The sequence below is a fragment of the Phenylobacterium sp. genome, from assembly GCF_030697925.1.
In the GTDB taxonomy this organism is placed as follows: Bacteria; Pseudomonadota; Alphaproteobacteria; order Caulobacterales; family Caulobacteraceae; genus Phenylobacterium.
Window position 1 is genome coordinate 26,304 of record NZ_JAUYOJ010000227.1, and the last position, 22,129, is coordinate 48,432.

At 70.6% G+C, this 22,129-nt stretch carries 16 protein-coding genes and 1 riboswitch; of the genes, 8 read left to right on the forward strand and 8 right to left on the reverse strand.

Going from position 1 to position 22,129, the window contains the following annotated elements; genetic code table 11:
- The first annotated feature begins 9 nt into the window (after positions 1-9).
- Positions 10-882, forward strand: a complete 873-nt coding sequence (locus tag Q8Q88_RS22165; RefSeq protein ID WP_305677380.1) for a DMT family transporter — start codon at positions 10-12, stop codon at positions 880-882.
- 143 nt (positions 883-1,025) lie between these two features.
- Here Q8Q88_RS22165 and Q8Q88_RS22170 read toward each other — a convergent pair whose 3' ends face one another.
- Positions 1,026-1,454, reverse strand: coding sequence for a YkvA family protein (locus Q8Q88_RS22170; RefSeq protein ID WP_305677352.1), 429 nt, complete (start codon positions 1,452-1,454; stop codon positions 1,026-1,028).
- 51 nt (positions 1,455-1,505) lie between these two features.
- Here Q8Q88_RS22170 and Q8Q88_RS22175 point away from each other — a divergent pair, with 51 nt between their 5' ends.
- A complete protein-coding gene (locus Q8Q88_RS22175) occupies positions 1,506-2,285 on the forward strand; it encodes an SDR family NAD(P)-dependent oxidoreductase (RefSeq protein ID WP_305677353.1) in 780 nt (259 codons plus the stop codon).
- A gap of 118 nt (positions 2,286-2,403) precedes the next feature.
- On the forward strand, positions 2,404-5,103 hold the full coding sequence (locus Q8Q88_RS22180; RefSeq protein WP_305677354.1) for a PAS domain-containing sensor histidine kinase: 2,700 nt from the start codon (positions 2,404-2,406) through the stop codon (positions 5,101-5,103).
- Positions 5,104-5,179: 76 nt separating this feature from the next.
- On the opposite strand, the gene Q8Q88_RS22185 is transcribed toward Q8Q88_RS22180, so the two are convergent.
- On the reverse strand, positions 5,180-6,661 hold the full coding sequence (locus tag Q8Q88_RS22185) for a helicase HerA-like domain-containing protein (RefSeq protein WP_305677355.1): 1,482 nt from the start codon (positions 6,659-6,661) through the stop codon (positions 5,180-5,182).
- A 250-nt stretch (positions 6,662-6,911) separates the two neighbouring features.
- On the opposite strand from Q8Q88_RS22185, the gene Q8Q88_RS22190 reads away from it, so the two are divergent.
- Together Q8Q88_RS22190 and Q8Q88_RS22195 are read left to right on the forward strand one after the other, a co-directional pair.
- A complete protein-coding gene (locus Q8Q88_RS22190) occupies positions 6,912-8,048 on the forward strand; it encodes an AI-2E family transporter (RefSeq protein ID WP_305677356.1) in 1,137 nt (378 codons plus the stop codon).
- A 211-nt stretch (positions 8,049-8,259) separates the two neighbouring features.
- The gene (locus Q8Q88_RS22195) at positions 8,260-13,104 is read left to right on the forward strand and encodes an NAD-glutamate dehydrogenase (protein WP_371129897.1); all 4,845 of its coding nucleotides are present in this window, start codon (positions 8,260-8,262) and stop codon (positions 13,102-13,104) included.
- Positions 13,105-13,119: 15 nt separating this feature from the next.
- Here Q8Q88_RS22195 and purH read toward each other — a convergent pair whose 3' ends face one another.
- The 4 genes from purH to Q8Q88_RS22215 form a co-directional block, all read right to left on the reverse strand.
- Positions 13,120-14,733, reverse strand: a complete 1,614-nt coding sequence (purH, locus tag Q8Q88_RS22200) for a bifunctional phosphoribosylaminoimidazolecarboxamide formyltransferase/IMP cyclohydrolase (protein ID WP_305677357.1) — start codon at positions 14,731-14,733, stop codon at positions 13,120-13,122.
- A gap of 23 nt (positions 14,734-14,756) precedes the next feature.
- Positions 14,757-14,839: riboswitch (ZMP/ZTP riboswitch) on the reverse strand.
- 58 nt (positions 14,840-14,897) lie between these two features.
- Complete coding sequence (locus Q8Q88_RS22205) at positions 14,898-16,628, reverse strand: heparinase II/III family protein (protein WP_305677358.1); 1,731 nt, start codon at positions 16,626-16,628, stop codon at positions 14,898-14,900.
- 4 nt (positions 16,629-16,632) lie between these two features.
- Complete coding sequence (gene rpe / locus Q8Q88_RS22210) at positions 16,633-17,295, reverse strand: ribulose-phosphate 3-epimerase (protein ID WP_305583938.1); 663 nt, start codon at positions 17,293-17,295, stop codon at positions 16,633-16,635.
- Between the two features lie 47 nt (positions 17,296-17,342).
- Positions 17,343-18,626: an RsmB/NOP family class I SAM-dependent RNA methyltransferase gene (locus Q8Q88_RS22215; protein WP_305677359.1), complete on the reverse strand. Its 1,284-nt coding sequence runs from the start codon at positions 18,624-18,626 to the stop codon at positions 17,343-17,345.
- A gap of 82 nt (positions 18,627-18,708) precedes the next feature.
- Here Q8Q88_RS22215 and Q8Q88_RS22220 point away from each other — a divergent pair, with 82 nt between their 5' ends.
- On the forward strand, positions 18,709-18,909 hold the full coding sequence (locus tag Q8Q88_RS22220) for a DUF1674 domain-containing protein (RefSeq protein WP_305677360.1): 201 nt from the start codon (positions 18,709-18,711) through the stop codon (positions 18,907-18,909).
- Between the two features lie 89 nt (positions 18,910-18,998).
- Positions 18,999-19,664, forward strand: a complete 666-nt coding sequence (locus Q8Q88_RS22225) for a hypothetical protein (RefSeq protein WP_305677361.1) — start codon at positions 18,999-19,001, stop codon at positions 19,662-19,664.
- Here the strand turns inward: Q8Q88_RS22225 and pyrF are convergent.
- Entirely contained in the window at positions 19,661-20,374 is a 714-nt protein-coding gene (gene pyrF / locus Q8Q88_RS22230) for an orotidine-5'-phosphate decarboxylase (protein WP_305677362.1), read from the reverse strand. The two genes, Q8Q88_RS22225 and pyrF, sit on opposite strands and share 4 nt — an antisense overlap.
- A gap of 75 nt (positions 20,375-20,449) precedes the next feature.
- Between pyrF and Q8Q88_RS22235 the strand changes: the two genes are divergently transcribed.
- Entirely contained in the window at positions 20,450-21,139 is a 690-nt protein-coding gene (locus Q8Q88_RS22235; RefSeq protein ID WP_305677363.1) for a MarC family protein, read from the forward strand.
- Between the two features lie 170 nt (positions 21,140-21,309).
- On the opposite strand, the gene Q8Q88_RS22240 is transcribed toward Q8Q88_RS22235, so the two are convergent.
- Positions 21,310-22,113 (reverse strand): SDR family oxidoreductase, encoded by an 804-nt coding sequence (locus tag Q8Q88_RS22240; protein ID WP_305677364.1) that lies wholly within the window; start codon positions 22,111-22,113, stop codon positions 21,310-21,312.
- Positions 22,114-22,129 lie beyond the last annotated feature (16 nt).

The window sequence follows — 22,129 nt, forward strand, 5'->3', positions numbered from 1 at the left end:
GCCCTGTGGATGGTGGCCTCGGCTCTGGCCTTCACCGGCATGACCACGCTGATCAAGTTCCTGGGCGACGACTACCCCGCGGCGCTGCAGACCTTCTACCGTCAGCTGGCCGGCTTCATCGTCCTGCTTCCGATCATCATCCGACGCGGGCGCGGCGCCTATACGACCACCCGGCCGGGCATCCTGCTGTTCCGCTCGGCGGCGGGCACGGTGGGGATGATCCTGTCCTTCTACGCCTTCCAGAAGATGCCCCTGGCTGACGCCAATGCGCTCAGCTTCACCCGCACCCTGTGGCTGGTGCCGCTGGCGGCCCTGGTGGTGCGCGAGACCGTAGGCCCCTTGCGGATCGGCGCGGCCGTGGTCGGCTTCGTCGGCGTGCTGGTCATGCTGCGGCCGGGGGTGGACGGTGCGTTCGCCATCGGCCTGCCGGCGCTGGCCATGCTGGCCTCGTCCTTCCTGTTCGCGCTCACCATCACCGGAATGAAGGTGATGACCCGGGACCACTCGCCCACCGTGCTGCTGGTCTGGGCCGCGACGCTGGGCCTGATCCTGGGCATACCCGGGGCGATCCTAACCTGGCGCTGGCCGGAGCCCTTCGACCTGGTCCTGCTGGGCGCCATGGGGGTGCTGGGGACCATCACCCAGGGCTGCTACATCAAGGGCATGTCGATCGGCGATGCGGCGGCCATGGCGCCCATCGACTATATCCGCCTGGTGTTCACGGTGATCGTCGGGGTCTCGCTGTTCCACGAGATCCCCAGCGTCTGGACCGTGGCCGGCGCGGCCCTGGTGGTGGCCTCGACCCTGTTCATCACCTGGCGCGAGCACCAGCTCAGCAAGCTCAAGAAGGCCGGCGTCGTGGTGAGCGAAGAGCCGCTCTAGACCCCAACCAAGCTCGTCATGGCCGGCCTCCGTGCCGGCCATCCATGAACTCCGCGGTCGCGAATTTGCCTGAACGATCCGCGTGCATGGGTCCCCAAGGACAAGCCCGGGGATGACGACCCTTCAGGGGGTTGGCGCGCCCGTTAGTCGTCGTCGCGCTTCATCTGGGTCAGCAGGCCCTGCGCCGCCTCGCGGTGCCGAGGCTTCAGGTTCTTGCCCACCAGGGCCATGAGGGCGGCGAACACCGCCGCGTCATCGGTGAAGCCCACCACGGCCAGCACATCTGGGATCGCGTCGGCCGGCAGGACGAAATAGGCGAGCGCCGCCATCATCATGGCCTTGGCCGTGCGCGGCGTGGCGGGATCCTTGGCGCAGAACCAGACCGAGAGCGCGTCGCCGGCGAAGGGGATCTTGGCCGCCGTGCGCCGGATCTTCGGCCAGAAGCCCTTGGCCACCCGCTGTTCGTTGACCTGGACCACCGACGGGACCAGGGCCCTAGCCGGATCGAGGGCCTGCTTGGGATCGAAAGCGCCGCCGTTGACGTGGCGTGACGCTTTTGAGTCTGCGCTCATCGGGCTAAAGCCTCCGACATCAGTTTAGACGAGAACGGGAGCCAAGCGTCCATGAAACTCGATTCCTCTATCGCCGCGGTCGTCACCGGCGGCGCCTCGGGCCTCGGCGAAGCCACCGTGCGCCAACTCGCGGCCCACGGCGTCAAGGTCGCCATCTTCGACATGAACGAAGCCAAGGGCGAAGCGGTCGCAAAAGAAGTGGGCGGTGTGTTCTGCAAGGTCAATGTGACCTCTGACGACGAGGTCGACGCGGCCTTCGCCAAGGCCCGCGCGGCCCACGGTCAGGAGCGGATCCTGGTCAACTGCGCCGGCACCGGCAACGCGGCCAAGACCGCCAGCCGCGACAAGACCACCGGCGAGACCCGCCACTTCCCGCTCGACGCCTTCAACATGATCATCCAGATCAACCTGGTCGGCACCTTCCGCTGCATCGCCAAGTCGGCCAAGGGCATGCTGGACCTGGAGCCGATCGACGGCGAGCGCGGCGCGATCGTCAACACCGCCTCGGTGGCCGCCGAGGACGGCCAGATGGGCCAGGCGGCCTATTCGGCGTCCAAGGGCGGTGTGGTCGGCATGACCCTGCCCATCGCCCGCGACCTGGCCGGCGACGGCATCCGGGTGAACACCATTCTGCCCGGCATCTTCAACACCCCGCTGATGAACGCCGCGCCACCGCAGGTGAAGGAAGCCTTGGCCGCCTCGGTGCCCTTCCCCAAGCGCCTCGGCAACGCTGAGGACTACGCCTCCCTGGCGCTGGAGATGATCACCAACGGCTATTTCAATGGCGAGGACGTGCGCCTCGACGGGGCGATCCGGATGGCCCCGCGATAGGGCCTTCGGGCGGACCGGTCGATAAGGCCGGTCCGCCTTATCTATGACGCGGCTTTACCTCCGCCCCGTTTCGGCCTTCCGTAGGGCGGAGTGCTTTGTTGGGGGGCGTGATCGCGTCATGATCGGACGTTGGGCGCAGAGGTTCGCCACCGCGATCGAACACCCGGCGGCGGCCTATGCCGCGGCCCTCGGCGCGGTGGCGCTCGCCAGCGGTCTCCACCACGCCGCCGGCTTCATCCTGGCCGATCCCCCCAATTTCATGGCCTTCTATCCCGCGGTGCTGTTCGCGACGCTGGTGGCGGGCTTGCGCGGAGGGCTGATCGCCACCCTGGCCAGCGTCGGCGTCGTGGCCGCGCCGTGGATGGACGCCCCGAACTATTCGCAGCTCATCTTCTTCATGGTCACGGCGCTCACCACCGTGGTCATCGCCAAGGCGCTGCGCCTGGCCATCGTCCGCGGGATCGCCGCCGAGGAGCGTTTCCGGATATTCCAAGAGCACGGACTGGACGCCTTCGTCATCCTCGAGGCGGTCATCGAGGACGGGGCGGTCGTCGACTTCGCCTGGGTCTACGCCAATCCCGCCGCCGAAGAGATCGCCCCGGACGGCGTCAAGGGCCTGGTCGGCCGCCGGGTGAGCCAGGCCTTTCCCGGCGAGACCGGAGCGGCGACCATCGCCCGCTTCGCCGCGGTGATGACCTCCGGCGGCCCGGACGATATCGAGGTCCGCCGCGTCATCGACGGCCAGGAACGCTATCTGCGCTCCAGCGCGGTGAAGCTCGAGGGTGGGGTGGCGGTCTCGTTCCGCGACGTGACCGCGCAACGCGAGGCCGAGGCCGCCGCCGTCCGGGGCCGCGACCAGTTCCGCAATATCGCCAACGCCGCGCCCGTGCTGATCTGGATGAGCGGCGTCGACCAGCGGGCGAACTGGTTCAACGACACCTGGCTGGCCTTCACCGGCCGCACCCTGGAACAGGAACAGGGCCGCGGCTGGCTGGAGAATGTCCATCCCGACGACCGCGAGCCCTTGCTGGCGGCCTATGCCGAGCATTTCGCCCGCCGCGAGTCCGCGCGGCTGGAATACCGGATCCGCCGTCACGATGGCCGCTACCGCTGGCTGGACGAGGCCGCCGCCCCGGCCTTCGACAGCGAAGGCGCCTTCATGGGCTATGTGGGTTCGTGCGTCGACATGACGGACCGGCGTGTCGCCGAAACCGCTCTTCGCGAAGGCGAGGCCCGCGTCCGCGCCCTGGTCGACAGCCTGCCGCAGCTCATCTGGTCGAACCGGGCCGATGGCTACTGCGACTATCTGAGCCCGCAATGGACCGCCTATACCGGCGTCCCCGCGGCCGACCACTATGGCGACGGGTGGCTGGAGGCCGTCCATCCCGAGGACCGCGACGGAGTCCAGCAGGCCTGGGCCCAGGCGGTGCTCGGCGGCCTGCCCTACGACATCGAATACCGCATCCGCCGCCATGACCGGGTCTATCGCTGGTTCAACGGCCGCGCCTCGGCGATCCGCGACCCGGCCGGGGCGATCCACCGCTGGTTCGGCACGTCCAGCGACATCACCGAGATCGTCGAGGCCCGCGCCGACCTGGAGGTCCGCGTCGCCGAACGCACCCGCGAACTGCAGCAGAGCCTGGAAGAGCGCGCGCGCGCCGAGGCCGCCCTGGCCCAGGCCCAGCGGCTGGAGACCGTCGGCCGCCTGACCGGCGGCGTCGCGCACGACTTCAACAACCTGCTGACCGTGGTGATCGGCGGCCTGGACATGATCCTGCGTCATCCGGAGGACACCGCCCGGGTGCGCCGGCTGGGCGAAGCGGCCCTGGCCGCGGGCCGTCGCGGTGAGCGCCTGACCCGCCAATTGCTGGTCTTCGCCCGCCGCCAGGAGCTGAAGCTGGAGGTGGTCGACGTCCACGGCCTGATCGAACAGGTCGAGCCCCTGGCGCGCCGCGTCGGCGACGAGAGCGTCCCGCTGACCCTGAGCGGCGATCCCGGGGTCGGCATGAGCCGGCTGGATCCGGCCCAGTTCGAGGCCGCCTTGCTGAACCTGGTGGTCAACGCCGTCGACGCCACCGCCGACCGGCCCGGGGCGAGCGTGGAGATCGCCACCGCCCGTCGCACCCTGGCGGAGGGCGAGGTCGCCGGCGCCCAGGCCGGCGACCACATCGTGGTCAGCGTGACCGACACCGGCGTCGGCATGGCGGCCGAGACCCTGGAACGGGCCTTCGAACCCTTCTTCACCACCAAGGAGGTCGGCAAGGGAACGGGTCTGGGGCTCGCCCAGGTCTACGGCTTCATCAAGCAGGTCGGCGGGGCGGTGACCATCGAGTCCGAACTCGGGCGCGGGACCACCGTGGCCCTCTATCTGCCCGCCGCCGAACCTGAGGCGCAGGCCGAGCCGCCCGCCGACCACGTCGATGACGACGGCCGGGCGCAGGGCGCGCGGATCCTGCTGGTGGAGGACGACAGCGCCGTGCGAGCGGTCACCGAGGGCCTGCTGGCCGATCTCGGCTGCCGGGTGGCCAGCGAGGCCGATGGGCCCTCGGCCCTGCGCCGGCTCGCCGGGCCGGAGCGCTTCGACCTGCTGATCTCCGACATCGTCATGCCGGGCGGCGTGAACGGGGCGGAGCTCGCCCGCGCCGCGCGGGCGCGCCATCCCGACCTGCCGATCATCCTCACTACCGGCTATGCCGGCGACCGCCTGCACGAGGCGCCGGACGCCTCATCCTGGCCCGTGCTGCGTAAACCGTTCCGGGCCGACCAGCTCGCCGCGGCCGTCCGCGGCGCGTTGGGCGATGAGCGGGTGGGCGTCTAGGGCGGGGTTCCCCTCACCCACCCTTGCCTCGAGACGACGGCTCGAGAGGACGGGCTAGGGCAGCGGTCCCGAATGTTCACCGCCGCTTCTTCAGGCTGCCCAGCAGGCCGCGCATCAGCTCGCGGGCGATGGTGCTGCCGGCCTGGCGCAGCAAGGATTTGGCGAAGGCCTCGCCCATGCCCTGGCGGTTCGAGGCGCGGGCGCGCGGCTGGGCGCGGCGCGCGGGTTCGTCATCCGGCTCCGCGGCTCGCCGGGCGGGCGGGGCTTCCACGACCTCGGCCGCCGCGGCGGCGCGGGCCTTGAGGGTCTCGAACGCGCTCTCGCGATCCTTGGCGGCGTCATAGAGGCCGCGCACCGGGCTCTGGCCCATGACCGCCGTGCGTTCAGCGGGCGTGATCGGACCCAGGCGCGAAGCCGGCGGCCGGACCAGGGTTTTCTGCACCACGGTCGGCGCCCCGCGCTCGTCCAGCACCGAGACCAGGGCCTCGCCCACGCCTAGGCCCTGGATCGCCTCGGCGGTGTCGAACGCCGGGTTCTCCCGGAAGCTCTGGGCGGCGGCGCGCAGGCCCTTCTGCTCGGCCGGGGTATAGGCGCGCAGGGCATGCTGGATGCGGTTGCCGAGCTGGCCCAGCACCGTCTCGGGAATGTCGGCCGGGTTCTGGGTGACGAAATAGACCCCCACCCCCTTGGAGCGGATCAGGCGAACGACCTGCTCGACCTTCTCCAGCAGCGGCTTGGGGGCGTCGCGGAACAGCAGGTGGGCCTCGTCGAAGAAGAAGGCCAGTCGCGGCTTGTCGGGATCGCCCACCTCGGGCAGCTCCTCGAACAGCTCGCTCATCAGCCACAGCAGGAAGGTGGCGTAGAGCCGCGGGCTGGCGATCAGCCGATTGGCCGCCAGGATGTTGACGTAGCCGCGTCCCGAGCCATCGGTGCGCATCAGGTCCGAGAGCTGCAGGGCCGGCTCGCCGAACAGGCCCGCCCCGCCCTGGTCCTCCAGCATCAGCAGCTTGCGCTGGATGGTGGCCACCGTCGTGGGGGAGACATTGCCGTACTTGGCGCCGAGGGCCGGCGCGTTGTCCGAGGCGAAGGTGAGCGCCGCCTGCAGGTCCTTCAGGTCCAGCAGCAGCAGGCCCTCGTCGTCGGCGGCGCGGAACACCACGCTCAGCACGCCCTCCTGGACGTCGTTCAGCTCAAGCATGCGCGAGATCAGCAGCGGGCCCATCTCCGACACCGTGGCCCGGATCGGGTGGCCCTGCTCGCCGAACAGGTCCCAGAACACCACCGGAGCGGCGGCCGGGTTGAGCGTCAGGTTCATGGTCGCGGCGCGGGCCAGCATCTTCTCATTGGGTGCGCCCAACGCGGCGATCCCGCAGAGGTCGCCCTTCACGTCGGCGGCGAACACCGGCACGCCGGCGTCCGACAACCCTTGCGCCAGGATCTGCAGGGTGACGGTCTTGCCGGTCCCCGTGGCGCCGGCCACCAGGCCATGGCGGTTGGCGCGGTCCAGCCGCAGCATTTCCGGATGGTCGGAAAAGCCGATCATGACGCCGTCGGACATCGTTTGCTCCCAAACACTTCGTAGCGTCGGCCAAGCTAGCCGCGCCGTGCGCCGGCGACCACCGACAAACCGGGAGCGAAATGTGAATGCCGATTACCTGTAGAATCCGAGCAGGTTGGACCGAAATTTAACGATCCGACGGCAAAACACCTGCAATTCCCGCTCGAACCAGGGTAGGGATCGCCAAAATTGACGCGGACCTCCCCGACGCGGACAGTCGCGGTCGAACAGGGAGCTCCGCGAGAGACCGATGCCCGAAGCCGCCTCCCAATCGTCCGTCACCCGCACCGCCACGGTCATCCTGGCGGTGATCGCCTGCGGGGCGGCGCTCTACTGGCTGCGAGGCATCCTTACACCCCTGGCGCTGGCGGTCTTCCTGGCGGTGATGATCGACGGTTTCGCCCGGGTGATCCGCTCGCGCCTGCCCTGGGTGAGCGAGCGGGCGGCCCTGCCGGCGGCCATCGTGCTTTCGGTGCTGCTGTTCGGCGGCTCGACCTTCGTCATCGCCGAGAACGCCACCAGCTTCGTCGGACAGCTGGTCGCCTACACGCCTCGCCTCAACGGCCTGATCGCCCAGGTGGCGGGCCTGCTGGGCGTCGACGTGCCGCCGACGGTCAACGAGCTCTTCGTCCAGTTGAACCCCGGCGCCTACCTGGCCGACGTCGCCAAGGGCCTGCAGGGATTCGCCTCCGACGCCTTCTTCATCCTGATCTATCTTGGCTTCATCATCGCCTCGCGGCGCGGGTTCCAGCGCAAGGTCGTGGGCCTGTTCCCGCACCATGCCGAGCGGGCGGAGGCCATGGCGGCCTTCCGCCGCATCCGCGACGGGGTGGAGCGCTATCTGTGGGTCCAGACGGTCACCGGCCTGATCATCGCGGTGGCGTCCTGGATCGCCATGGCGGTGATGGGCCTCGACAACGCGATCTTCTGGGCCTTCCTGATCTTCATCGCCTCCTACATCCCGGTGATCGGCGGGGCGGTGGGCATCCTGGCGCCGCCGATCTTCGCGCTAGTCCAGTTCCCGACCTTCTGGCCCGCGGTGATCCTGCTGGGGGCGCTGCAGGCCATCCAGTTCGTGGTCGGCAACATCGTCCTGCCGCGCATGCAGGGCGACAGCCTCAACATGGACCCGGTTGTGGTCCTGCTCAGCCTGGCCTTCTGGGGCGTGCTCTGGGGCATGGCGGGCATGTTCCTGTCCACGCCGCTCACCGTCATGGCCATGGTGATCCTGGCCCAGTTCAGCGGCACCCGCTGGCTGGCGGTGCTGCTCTCGGCCGACGGCGAGCCGGAGAAACTGCGCGACCACAAACCGACCGGCACGCCGGACAAGAAACCCTCGCCCGAAAGGCGCACCCCCGCGTCACGCAAGCGTGAACCCATATCCTGAAAACCAGGGTCTTCAACTTGGCTTCTTCCTACCTATCTCAGTCTTGTTCGGGAAACCCCCGATCTCCTGGCGACGCCGGCTTTAGCCCCAGCCGCCGCGAGCCCCGAGTGTTCCGCCTCGCCCCCCAGGGCGGAACAACGCGCCGCCGGACTCTCTCCTCCGGCGGCGTTCTCGTGTCTGGAGGCCCCCTTCTTGAGAATGGAGGCGGGTCGTGAGCAAGGCTCCCAGAAAAAGCTCCGCCCAGCGCGCCCTGATCGCCGCCTTCGGCAAGCTCGTCAGCGACGAGAGCGACGCGGCCCGCGACTTCATCACCCAGGCGGCGGAGGACGCGGCCCCGGACGAACTGCCCGAGATTTCGACCGCCGCGCTCGCGGCCCTGCTGGCCGACTTCTGGGGCTTCGCCGCCACGCGCAAGGGTTCGGCCCCGGCGATCCGGCTGGCCCCCGTGGACGGCGCCCCGGAGCTGGAACGGCTGGAGATCCTGCAGAACGACGCGCCCTTCCTGGTCGACAGCGTGATGGGCGAGATCGCCGATCAGGGGCTGTCGGTGCGGGCCATGTTCCACCCCATCGTCGCCGTGGCCCGAGACCGCAAGGGCGCGCGGCTGGCCGAGGGCGTTCCCCGCCGCGAATCGATGATCCAGGTGATCCTGGAGAAGGTCGGGGCCGATCGCGAGGCCGCCCTGATCGCCGGGCTGAAGGCGACCCTCGACGACGTGCGCGCCGCCGTCGACGACTTTCCGGCCATGCTGGCCCTGATGGCTCGCGCCATTGCTGAGCTGAAGATCTCGCCCGCCAGCGCCGCTCGCGACGAGGACGCGGACTTCCTGGAGTGGCTGCACGACGAGCACTTCGTCTATCTCGGCGCGCGGATCTACGAATATCCGCGCCTGAAGAACGGCGACTATGCCGCCGAGGAACCGCTCTTCCTGCCCGAGGACGGCCTGGGCGTGCTGCGCGATCCCACGCGCACGGTCCTGCGCCGCACCTCCGAGCCCGCCCTGCTAACCGCCCAGATCCAGGCCAGCCTTGGGGCCGATCCGGTGACCGTGGCCAAGTCCAATGTCCGCTCGCGCGTCCATCGGCGCGGCTACATGGACTATGTGGGCGTCAAGCGGTACGGCGCCGACGGCAAACCCTCGGGCGAGATCCGCTTCGTCGGCCTGTTCACCGCCGAGGCCTATGACGAGCCGGCCCATACGGTGCCGCTGATCCGCGCCAAGGTCGCCAACATCCTGGCCCGCGCCGGCAAGGTCCCCGGCAGCCACAACGAAAAGCGGCTTCGCAACATCCTGGAGAGCTATCCCCGCGACGAGCTGTTCCAGGCGGCCGAGGACGACCTTCTGGCCATGTCGCTGGCCATACTGCACCTCTACGACCGGCCCCGCGTGCGGCTGTTCGAGCGGCGCGACCCCTTCGACCGCTTCGCCTCCGTGCTGCTCTACGTGCCACGCGAACGCTACGATTCCGCCCTGCGCGAGCGGGCCGGCGACTTGCTGGCCGAAGCCTATGGCGGCCGGGTGTCGGCCTATTATCCGACCTTCTCGGACTCGCCGCTGGCCCGGGTGCACTTCATCATCGGCTTCCAGCCGGGCGCCCACGACCAACCCAACCTGAAGGCCGTCGAGGCCCAGATCGCCGCGGCCTCCCGCACCTGGTCCGACCGCTTCGCCGCGGCCGTGCGCGGCTCGGGCCGCGACACCCCGCAGGTGGCCCAGATCGTCGGCCGCTACGCCGAGGCCTTTTCCGCCGGCTACCGCGAGCGCTACCACGTCGAGGAGGCCCTGGCCGACATCGCGGTCATCGAGAGCCTGGCTCCCGGTGAGCCGGTGCGGGTGCGCGCCTTCCGCCGGGCCGCGGACTCCAAGACCCAGTTCCGCTTCAAGCTCTACCGCCCGGGCGCGCCCGCACCACTGGCCGACGTCCTGCCGATCCTGGAGAACATGGGTCTCATGGCCATGGTCGAGAGCGGCTTCCCCGTGACGCCGGCCGGCGCCCGGCGGGTCTATGTCCACGAGTTCGAGATCGACGACGCCCACGGCGAGCATCTGGTGTTCGACGACCTGCGCGCGGCCTTCGAGGACGCCTTCGTGGCGGTCTGGACCGGCGCCACCGAGAACGACGGCTTCAACCGCCTGGTGCTGGAGCTCTCGATCTCCTGGCGCGAGGCCGCCTTGATCCGCGCCCTGTCGCGTCACCGCCAGCAGTCGGGCCTCGATCCCAGCCAGCGGGTCACCGAGACCGCGCTCACCAACCATCCGGGCGTGGCGCGGCTGATCCTCGACCTGTTCCGCACCAAGTTCGACCCGGCTATCGCCGCCGATCTGAACGCCCGCTCCGCCCAGGCCGTGAAGGTCATGGACGAGATCACCTCGGCCCTGCAGCTGGTCGACAGCCTGGACGACGACCGGGTCCTGCGCCGCCTGGCCCTGCTGGTCGCCGCCACCGTGCGGACCAACTATTACCAGCTCGACGCCGAGGGCCGGGTGAAGCCCTATATCAGCTTCAAGGTCGCCTCTCCGCAGGTGGCCGACCTGCCCCTGCCCAAGCCCTATCGCGAGATCTTCGTCTGGGCGACCCACGTGGAGGGCGTGCACCTGCGCTTTGGCCCCGTCGCCCGCGGCGGCCTGCGGTGGTCCGACCGCCGCGACGACTTCCGCACCGAGGTCCTGGGCCTGGTGAAGGCACAGCAGACCAAGAACGCCGTCATCGTGCCGGTGGGCTCCAAGGGCGGTTTCTATCCCAAGCAGCTGCCCAAGGGCGGGACCCCGGACGCCATCCGCGCCGAGGCCATCCGCGCCTACAACACCTTCCTCTGCGGCCTGCTCGACCTCACCGACAACCTCGACGCCGAGGGCAAGGTGATCCATCCGCAGGGCGTCGTGGTGCATGACGGGGACGACCCCTATCTGGTGGTCGCCGCCGACAAGGGCACGGCCACCTTCTCCGACATCGCCAACGGCGTGGCTGAGTCCTACGGCTTCTGGCTGGGTGACGCCTTCGCCTCGGGCGGCTCGGCGGGCTACGACCACAAGGTCATGGGCATCACCGCCCGCGGCGCCTGGGAAGCGGTCAAGCGCCACTTCCGCGAACTGGGCAAGGACATCCAGACCGAGCCCTTCACCGTGGTCGGCGTGGGCGACATGTCCGGCGACGTGTTCGGCAACGGCATGCTGCTCTCGACCCAAATCCGGCTGCAGGCGGCCTTCGACCACCGCCACATCTTCATCGACCCCGATCCGGACATCGCCGCCGCCTACAAGGAGCGCGAGCGGATGTTCGCCCTGCCACGCTCGTCCTGGGACGACTACGACCGCAAGAAGATATCCAAGGGCGGGGGGATATTCCCGCGCAGCCTGAAGTCGATCCCGCTCAGCCGCGAGATCAAGGCCCTGCTGGGCGTCGAGGCCGACAGCCTGACCCCGGCAGAACTGATGCACGCCATCCTCAAGGCGCCGGCCGAGCTGCTCTATGTCGGCGGCATCGGCACCTATGTAAAGGCGCGCCATGAGACCCATATCGAGGTCGGCGACAAGGCCAACGACGCCATCCGCGTCAACGCCGACGAGCTCAAGGTCAAGGTGATCGGCGAGGGCGCCAATCTCGGCCTCACCCAGGCCGGCCGCATCGCGTTCGCGCTGAAGGGCGGGCGGATCAACACCGACGCCATCGACAATTCCGCCGGGGTCGATTCCTCCGACCACGAGGTCAATATCAAGATCCTCACCGGCATGCTGGAGCGCAACGGGGTCTTCAACCGGCCCAAGCGCGACAAGCTGCTGAAGTCGATGACCGAGGATGTCGGCCGCCACGTGCTGACCCACAACTACGACCAGACCCTGGCGCTCTCGCTGATGGACCAGGACGCCCCGGGCGAGCTGGAACCGCACGCCCGGTTCATGAGTCTGTTGGAATCCCGCGGCCAGCTCGACCGCGCGGTGGAGGGCCTGCCCGACAACAATGCCATCGCCGAGCGTCGCCAGGCCGGCAAGGGGCTGACCCGGCCGGAAGAGGCCATCCTGCTGGCCTATGGCAAGCTGGAGCTCAAGCGGCACATGGTCGAGAGCGAGGTCCCGGACGACCCGTTCTTCGAGGATGTCCTGGAGGGCTATTTCCCCAAGGGGGTGCGCAGGTTCGACGAGGCCCTGCGCCGCCACCGCCTGCGCCGCGAGATCATCACCACCGTGACGGCCAACGACGTCATCAACCGTTGCGGACCGTCCTTCCCCGAACGGCTGATGGCCGCGGCCTCCTGCGACGTGACCGCCTTCATCACCGCCTATGAGGCGGCCAAGGCGGTGCTGGGCCTCCCGGCCCTGTGGAACCAGGTCTCGGCCCTGGACGGCAAGATCCCGGCGGCGGGCCAGATGGCCCTCTACCGGCGCCTGGCCTACACCCTGCGCGGCGAGACCTTCTGGCTGGCCCGCCGCGCGGCCCGCTCCGGCGGTGGGGTCGATGCCCTGGTCAAGCGCTACGGCCCCGGCGCGGCGACGCTCAAGAAGCTGATCCCGGAGGTCCTCTCCCCGGTCGAACGCGAGCGCCTGGAGACCCAGGTGGCTCGCATGATCGAGGCCGGCGCGCCCGAGGACCTGGCCCGCCCGGTCGCCAACCTGCAGCCGCTCACCACCGCCGTCGACCTGGTCGACCTGGCCGACGCCTCAAGCTGGGCCCTGGCCAACGTCGCCCGGCTCTATCACCAGGTCGGACGCGTCTTCGCCTTCGACCGCCTTCGCGCCGCAGCCGGCGGATTCACGGCCGGCGACAGCTTCGAGCGCACCGCCGTGCGGCGCCTGGTGGAGGACCTGCTGGCCGAACAGGCCGCGGTCACCCGGGCGATCATGGCCTTCGCCGGGAACGCCCAGGCGGGCGAAAGCGTCGAGACCGCCCAGGCCGCCATCGGCTCCTGGACCGCCCTGCGCCGCGACCTCGCCGAGGCCGCCCGCAAGTCGGTGGAGGAGATCGAGGCGGCCGGCGGCGGCTGGAGCTTCGCCAAGCTCACCATCGCCAACGCCGCCCTGCGCGAACTGGCGAGCGCGGAGGTGGGGAAGAAGCGGTAGGGCCAGCCCGGTGAGCTAGTGCCGGAACACCCGCACGCCAGTGAAGGCCATGGCCAGGCCGGCGGCGTCGGCGGCGTCGATCACCTCCTGGTCGCGGATCGAGCCGCCCGGCTGGATCACAGCGGTCGCGCCAGCTTCCGCGGCTTGAAGCAGACCGTCGGCGAAGGGGAAGAAGGCGTCGGAGGCGCAGGCCGAGCCCTTGGCCAGCGACGCCGGCAAGCCCGCGGCCTCCGCCGCCTCGCCCGCCCGCAGGGCCGCGATCCGCGCCGAGTCCTTGCGGTTCATCTGGCCCGCGCCGATCCCCGCGGTCTGGCCATCCTTGGCGTAGACGATGGCGTTGGACTTGACGTGCTTGGCCACGGTGAAGGCGAACAGCATGTCGGCGATCTCGGCCGGCGTCGGCTGGCGCCTGGTGACGATCTTGAGGTCGGCGGCGGTGATGTGGGCGGTGTCGCGGCTCTGCACCAGGAAGCCGCCAGCCACCTGCTTGTAGGCGTCGCCCGCCGCGCGCGGATCGGGCAGGCCGCCGGTCAGCAACAGGCGCAGGTCCTTCTTCTTGGCGAAGAGCGCGATGGCGTCCTCGTCGGCCTCGGGGGCCACCACCACCTCGGTGAAGACCTTGATGATCTCCCGGGCGGCGGCGGCGTCCAGCCGGCGATTGACCGCCACGATGCCGCCGAAGGCCGAGACCGGATCACACTGCAGGGCGCGCTCATAGGCGCTCTTCAGGTCCGAGCCCAGGGCCACGCCGCAGGGATTGGCGTGCTTGATGATCGCCACGGCGGCGGCCGACGCAGGGTCGAACTCGGCCACCAGCTCGATGGCCGCGTCGGTGTCGGCGATGTTGTTGTAGCTGAGCGCCTTGCCCTGCATCTGGCGGGCGGTGGCGACGCCGATGCGCGGGGTCTCCTCGGCGTAGAAGGCCGCGGCCTGATGCGGGTTCTCGCCATAGCGCATGGTCTGGACCAGCTTGCCGGCGAAGGCGCGGCGGGTGGGGGCGGCCTCGCCCAGCGACCTGGCGAACCAGGCCGAGATGGCCGCGTCATAGGCCGCGGTGCGGGCATAGGCGCGCGCCGCCAGCTTCTTCCGCAGGTCGAGGCTCGTGCCGCCGTCAGCCTTGAGCTCGGCTAGCACCTCTTCCAGGTCGGCGATCTCGGTGCAGATGGCCACATAGCCGTGGTTCTTGGCCGCCGAGCGCACCATGGCCGGGCCGCCGATGTCGATGTTCTCGACGCAGTCCTCGAAGGAGCCGCCCTTCGCCACCGTGGCCTCGAACGGATAGAGGTTCACATAGACGATATCGATGGCGCCGATGCCGTGGTCGGCCATGGCCTTGGCGTGGTCGGGCGCGTCGCGCACCCCCAACAACCCGCCATGCACGATGGGGTGCAGGGTCTTCACTCGCCCGTCCATCATCTCGGGAAAGCCGGTCAGGTCCGAGACGTCCTTCACCGCCAGGCCGGCGGCGGCGATGGCGGCGCGCGTGCCGCCCGTGGAAACCAGCTCGACGCCCAGTTCGGCCAGGACCTTGGCGGCCTCGACCAGGCCGGTCTTGTCGGAAACCGAGATCAGGGCGCGCTTGGGCGCGACACGGTCGGGGGCGGGCGGGAAATTCGGCGCGGCGGGCACGGCAGTCTCCTGATGCGTTTCAAGGAAATTGCCCAGGCGAGCGGCATATGAGATTCCGCGCTCCCCGGTGGTCGCCCACCTTCATTCGCCAGTCACACGGAATGGCGGCGGCATAGGCCCGGAGCGGCGTCAGGTCAATCCAGCAGCGGATTGACAGCGCATTGTCACTGTGGCGGCGGCCAGATGTCGGCGGCGGCGAGTTTCCAGCGGATGCGGGCGCCGGTTTCAACCCGGGCCTGGCCGCGCAGGACGACCTGTTGGGCTCGCCTGGGCTGGCTATCCTGGAAAAAGACCGAGGGCTCCACCGAGGCGTCGTTGGCGTCGTTGCGCAGCCACCAGCCGTGCTCCTGGTCGCCCGCCTGCAAGAGGACGCTCTTGCCGTCGCGGGCCAGGCTGGCCTTGACGTCCGGGTGCAGGTGGAAGCGCACGGTGAAGGGCACGAAGCGGCGGCCGGCCTCGCCCAGGTCGACGCCGGGCCGGGCCGGGAGGAAGCGGTCCTCGCCGCGCAGCTCGTCGGCGGCGAGGTCGAGATAGAGCCGGCGCTCGTGACGCAGGCCGAACCGCCTGGCCCAGCCATCATGGGCCAGCTCCAGCCAGACCGCCCCTTCGGCCTCCTGCCTCCGGGCGTCGACGGCGTCATAGGCGCCCACCAGCCGCGGCCCCAGCACCCCGGCGCGGAACCCGCCCAGCGGCGCGCCGCAGGCCTGGTCGCCGAGGGTGGCGGTCGAGCCGGCGTCCGCCGTCCGCAGGGCCGGGGGGCCCACCGCATCGGGCGACCAGGCGCATGCCACGATCACCCGACGGCCGCCGATCAGCAGCTCCATGGCCAGGGGTTGAGCGCAGGCGGTGACGCTCCACGGCCCTCGGGCCGGCGGGCCGGCGTCGGCGATCACCTGCAGGCTGCGGCCCTCCAGTCGCTGGTAGCCGTTGCGCGCCGTGGGCAGCTTGGCCGAGGCGCCCTCGCTGGCCCGGGCGGCGGACACATAGGCGGCGGTTCCGCCCTCGCCGCCCTGCAGGTCAGGCAGGCCGCCGTCGGCCAAGGTGAAGAAGCGCACCGCGCCGGCCAGCCGGTCGATGGCCCGCAGCATCTCGTCGGGCGGGGCGATCCCTCGATGCACCAGGGCCTCGTCCAGGGCCTGCAGGTCGAACAGCAGTTCCAAGGCCGCGCGTGGGCAGCGCGAGGCGTGCCCGCCGTCCGGCCGCACCGTCACCGGCAGGACGCGTTGCAGCCGCGACAATCCCTTGGCGATCAGGTCCTCCCCGGCGTCGCCCGCCAGCGCGCCGCCGGCCAGGGCCGCGGAGCAGGCGCGCTCGGCGGCGCGCACCGGTCCGTCGATCAGGCCCGCCAGGTGCCGCGCCTGGCGGGCCAGGTCCTGGGCGATCAGTCCGGCCTCGGCGTCCGAGGCCTTGGCGCTGATGGCCTTGGCCGCGCAGGCCAGATTGAACACCCGCCGCTCCAGCACCTCGGGCGACCAGGCGAAGCCGTTCCAGCGGCCGAACAGCCGCCGCCAGTCCAGGGTCAGCCGCAAGGCCTCGGCCGCGCCGTCGTCGCCCACGGCGATCAGGTCGCGGCTCCAGTCGAACCGGTGCAGGGCCGCGGCGAAGCGGCGGGACGGGCTGGGCCGGTCCCAGGGATCGCCGCCCACCCCGGCCTCCAGGCTGGCGCCGCCGAACTCGAAACGTCCGGCCAGGATGCGCCGTCCAGCGGCCAGATCGGCCGGGCGAGGATCCTTGGGTTCGCCGGCCAGGCCCTCGGCCCTCGGGCGCGACAGCAGCCAGCGGTGCAGCCCGGTCCCGGCCCATTCGCGGCGAAGCGCGCGGCGTCCGCCCTCCGCCAGGGCCAGGGCCCAGGCGCCGCCGGGTGTGTCGAAGATCGCCGGAGGGCCGCCGGCCAAGACCCTAGCCGCCCTTCAGCGCGCGGATATTGCCGGCATAGGCCTCGGGGCCGCCCTTGAACACGGCGGTGCCGGCCACCAGCGCCGTGGCGCCCGCGGCCACGCAGAGCGGGGCGGTCTCCACGGTCACCCCGCCATCGACTTCCAACTCGATCGGCCGGCCGGTCTCGTCGATCATCTTGCGCAGGCGCTCGATCTTCCTGAGCTGCGAATGCATGAACTTCTGGCCGCCGAAGCCCGGATTGATCGACATGACCAGGATCAGGTCGACCTCGTCCATCATCCACTGGATGACGCTGGGATCCGTGGAGGGGTTGAACACGACCCCCGCCTTGGCGCCCAGCTCGCGAATGCGTTTCAGGGTCCGGTTGAGGTGCGGACCGCTCTCGGGATGGACGCTGATGATGTCGGCGCCGGCCTGGGCGAAGGCCTCGAGATAGGGGTCCACCGGGGCGATCATCAGGTGGACGTCGAAGGGGATCTTGGCGTGCGGGCGCAGGGCTTTGACGATGTCGGGACCGAGCGTGATGTTGGGCACGAAATGACCGTCCATGACGTCCACATGCACCCAGTCTGCGCCGGCCGCCTCGATGGCGGCGACCTCCTGGCCCAGCTTGGCGAAGTCCGAGGCCAGGATGGACGGGGCGATGATCGGAGCGCGGGTCATGATCCTCGACTTAGCCAAGCCCGGCCGTCGCGCCAACCGACATTTCGTCAGGCGTTACGGGTGAACCGGGCCACGTAGAAGCCGTCCTGCCCGCCCGGCCGCTGGTGGGGCAGCAGCCGCAGCGTCCCGTCGGCCAGCCGGCTGGCCTCCGGCGCGCCGCCCTCGCCGGGCGCGACGGGTGATAGCGACAAGCCGGGATGGCGCGCCAGGAAGCCCGCGACCTGGCCCTCGCCCTCCTCGGGCTCCAGCGAACAGACGCAGTAGACCAGCCGCCCGCCGACCTTGGTGCGCCGCGCCGCGGAGTCCAGCAGGCGCGCCTGCACCCCGGCCAGGGCGGCCACGTCGCCGGGGCGGGCGGCCCACAGAACGTCGGGATGGCGGCGATAGGTGCCGGTGGCGCTGCAGGGGGCGTCCAACAGCACGGCGTCGAACTCGCGGGTGTCGGCCCAGTCGCCGGCCTCGGCGGCGGTGACCTCGGCGCCGAGCCCCATGCGTTGCAGGTTCTCGCTCACCCGCACCAGGCGCGCGGCGGAACGGTCGATGGCCGTGACGGTGGCCCCCGCCGCAGCCAACTGCAGGGTCTTGCCGCCGGGCGCGGCGCACATGTCGAGGGCGGTCTCGCCGGGCTTGACGTCCAGCAGGCGCGCGGGGATGGCGGCGCTGGCGTCCTGCACCCACCAGGAGCCGGCCTCATAGGCGGGCCAGGCGGCCACGTCACCCTTGCGGGCGGTGCGCAGGGTCCCGCCGGGCAAGGCCTCAGCCTCGAGCTCGGCGGCCAGGGCCTCGAGCCCTTCGGCCGACCGGGCCGACAGGTCGGTGGCCGGTTCGTCGGCGATCAGGGCGGCCATGTCGTGCGCCGCCTGGGGTCCGAAGGCCGCGCTCCAGCGGGCGTACAGCCAGCCCGGGGCCAGGGATTCGGGTTCGTCCAGGTTCGGCGGCTCGCGCAGCAGGCCGCGCAGCACGGCGTTGACCAGGCCCTTGAAGGCCCGGGTCGAGGAATGGCTGGCCGCCAGGTCGACGCTGGTGGTGACCGCGGCGAAGGCGGGGGTGTCCAGCACGAAGGCCTGGATCACCCCGATCCGCAGGATGTTGCGCACCGCGTCCGGCGGGGCCTTGGCGAGCTTGGCGTCGAGCGCCCGATCGACGGCGCCGAGCCGGCGCAGGGTGGCCATGGCGAGCGCCATGGCGAAGCCCCGGTCGCGGGGCGGCAGGGCGCCGAAGGCCGGGCGGTTGAGCGCTTCGTCCAAGCCCGCGCGGCGCGCCAGGCTGGCCGAAAGGATGTCGAGGGCCGCGCGGCGGGCCGGCAGGCCGAGGTCGGTGTCTGTGGTCACCGGCGCGGCGTGCCCCCAAAGAAGCGGCGACGCAAGCCCGCCGATGCTGGCGAACGGTCGACGAAAGCCCTAAATTCGACCCATGACCGATCAGACCCCGCCGAACGCCGCGCCGGACAAGGCGCTCACCCCCGCCGCCCGCCGGGCGCTGGAAGAAGCCGCCGCGCGCCATGCGGTCGAGGCCGAGGCCGCCGAACGCGCCGCCGAGCTGGGCGGTCCCAAGGGCCCCGAACCCACGCGCTTCGGCGACTGGGAGCGCAAGGGCATAGCGGTTGATTTTTAACCCTAACGCTCCCGCCTGAGGGGCAAGCGGTCGCGAGGTGGCCGCCCCGCGCCTAGGTTCCGCTCGAAGTCTTGTGTGCGGAGGCGGTCATGCGTCGGATCTTGAGCGCGGTTGTCGGTCTAACCCTGGTGAGCGGCGCGAGCTCCGCCGTCGCCCAGGACCGCTACCCCGAGCTGATGGGCGGGCCGGGACAGGGTCCCAGCCACCGCTACGGTGAGCGCTACGAACAGGGCGGCTACGCCGACGACCGCCGGATGGCCTATGCCGAGCGCAGCATCCAGGACGAGGAATACGACAGCGGCTGGCGCGGGCGTTATGTGGACCCAGATCGCGTCCCAGACCGCTACGGCCCGTCCGACCATGAGCGCCGCTATGTCGAGGCGCCGCGCTACGACCATGGCCGCGAGCGCACTCGAGGCTACGGCTACCAGATCCCGACCTATGGCTACGCCTCGCAGAACTACGGCTGGCCGGGCGCGGCCTGTCGCTCGACCTGCGGCGGCCGCGTCGCGGGCGAGATCGGTGTCCACCCCGGCTTCTTCTACGATTACGGCGGCGTCGGCGGTTACATGGACGGCGGCGGCTATGGCGGGGGCGGGGGCTACGCCGTCGTCGGAGCGGGCGCCTTCGCCGGCGCTTCGTCGCGGGCCTCAGCCTCGGCCGTCTCGTCCTCGCGCGTCAATGTCGGCATCGGCGGCCGCGGCGGCCACCACGGCGGCGGCTGCAAGGGCGGCTGCGGCGGCGGCAAGCACTAAGCCCCGAACATCTCGGCCGCCACCCGCAGGGCCGCCTCGCGCGGGTCGTTGGCGGCGCTGATCGGGCGGCCGCAGACGATGTGGCTGGCCCCGGCCTTCAGCGCCTCGGCGGGCGTGGCGGCGCGGGCCTGGTCGTTCTTGGCCGACCAGTCGGGGCGGACGCCCGGCGTCACCACCAGGAAGTCCTTGCCGCCGATGGCGCGGGCCAGGGCCGCCTCGTGCGGGCTGGCGATCACCCCGTCGCAGCCGGCCTTCACCGCATGATGGATGCGCCGCTCGACCAACTGGCGGGCGGTCTCGGTGAAGCCCATCTCGATCAGGTCGGGATCGGCCAGGCTGGTCAGGACGGTGACGCCCAGGATCTTCAGCGACGAACGGCCCTTGCCGCGCACCGCGGCCTCCATGACCTGAGGCTCGGCGTGGACGGTCAGGAAGTCGCAGCCAGTGTCGGCCAGGACGCTGGCGGCCCGCTGCACCGTGGTGCCGATGTCGTGCAGCTTCCAGTCCAGGAACACCTGCTTGCCCTGGCCCTTCAGCTCGCGGGCCAGGCCCATGCCGCCGCCGGTGGCGAACAGTTCCAGCCCCACCTTGTAGAAGCTCACCGCGTCGCCCAACGCCGCGACGAGGGCGCAGGCCTCCTCCACCGTCGGAAGGTCCAGCGGCACGATCAGGCGGGGATCGCAGCGGACGGCGGCGGCGGCGAGGCTCATGGCGGGCTCCATGCAGGGGCGCGCGACCTCCAAAGCGGAGTTCGGCGCGGCGTCGAATTGGGCTAAGACCCAGCCATGAGCCAGTGGGACTTCGCGGTCAACTTCTTCGTCGCCCTGTTCGCCCTGATCGACCCGATCGGGAACGTCCCGCTGTTCGCGGCGGCGACCAATGGGGTCAAGGGCCGCGAGAGCCGCCTGATCGCGGTCTACCTCTCGCTGTTCGTGCTGGTCTTCCTGACCTTCTTCTACTTTTCCGGCCTGGCCCTGCTGGAGTTCTTCGGCATCTCGCTGGCGGCCTTCCGGATCGCCGGCGGGGTGATCCTGTTCCTGCTGGGCCTGGACATGGTGCGCAACGACTTCACCGCCAGCCTGACCCTCGACGGCGACGACGGGACGACGGCCGGCGGCAAGGCCCAGGCCCGCGCCCGGTTCGAGCGGATGATCGTCCCCTTCGCCATGCCGCTGCTGATCGGGCCCGGCGCCATCTCGACGGTGGTGATCTACGCCAGCGAGGCCAAGCGGTTCGGGCTGGCCGGGGCCGCGGTTGGCGTGGCGGTGATCGCCGCCCTGGCGCTCGCCACCATGCTCAGCTTCTGGGCCACCCCGGTGATCACCAAGCTACTGGGCCGCATCGGCCTGACCATCGTGGTCCGGGTGCTGGGCCTGATCCTGTGCGCCCTGGCGGTGCAGTTCATCCTGGCGGGGATCGCCGAGTCGACGGCGGGCGTCATCCTGCGCGAGGCGGCGGCGCCCTACGCGAAGTAGCGCTACTTCCAATCAAAGAGTGTCATCCCGGAAAGCGCGGAGCGCTTGTCCGGGACCCATAGGCGCCGAATCCAATCCAGATGGCGAAGCGCCCGCCACTTCCTGCCCCATCAGGTGTTCATGGGTCCCGGTCTTGCCTCGCAAACCGGGATGACGGCCTTCGTATAGCTCTAGACCTTCCCCCGGAATCGCGGTCCCTGGCTCGCCATGAGCGCCAGGGCCCAGTCGTCGGGGACCAGCTTGGCGAAGGCGGCGATGGCCTTGTTGGGCGCGCCGGGGACGCAGATGGCGCGGTTGGCCTCCACGGCCTCGTAGCCGGCGGCGGCCACCTCGTCGGCGCCCAGCCACATCCACTCGGGCACGCCGCGGCTGATCTGGTCGCGGGTGTGATTGACGTCGTGGAATTCCGAATAGGTGAAGCCCGGACACAGCGCGCTCACATGCACGCCGGTCGCCTGGTTTTCCAGGTGCAGGCTCTGGGAGGCCTTCACCAGATAGCTCTTGGTCGCGCCATAGAGCGTCGCCCCCGCCGAGCCGGGGATCAGGCCGGCCAGGGAGGCCACATTGACGATCCGCCCGAAGCGACGCTCGACCATGCCCGGCAGCACCCTGTGGGCCAGTTCCGTCGGTGCGGTCAGCATCACCTGCAGGAAGGCCGCGTGGGCCTCCCACGGGGTCTCCAGGAAGCCGCCGGGGATGCCGTAGCCGGCGTTGTTGATCAGGGCGTCCACCACCCGCCCGTGGGCGGTCAGGTGCTCCAGGATCGCCACGGGCGCGTCGGGCTCGGCCAGGTCGGCGGTGGCGGTGAGGGTCTCCACGCCGTAGCGCAGGCGGATCTCCTCGGCCAGCTTGTCCAGCCGGTCGGTGCGCCGGGCGGTCAGCGCCACGTCGTAGCCGTGGCTGGCGAAGATCCGTGCGAAGGCCGCGCCGATGCCGGCCGAAGCCCCCGTCACCAGCGCCAGTCTGCGATCCATGTCGGCCCTCGAACCT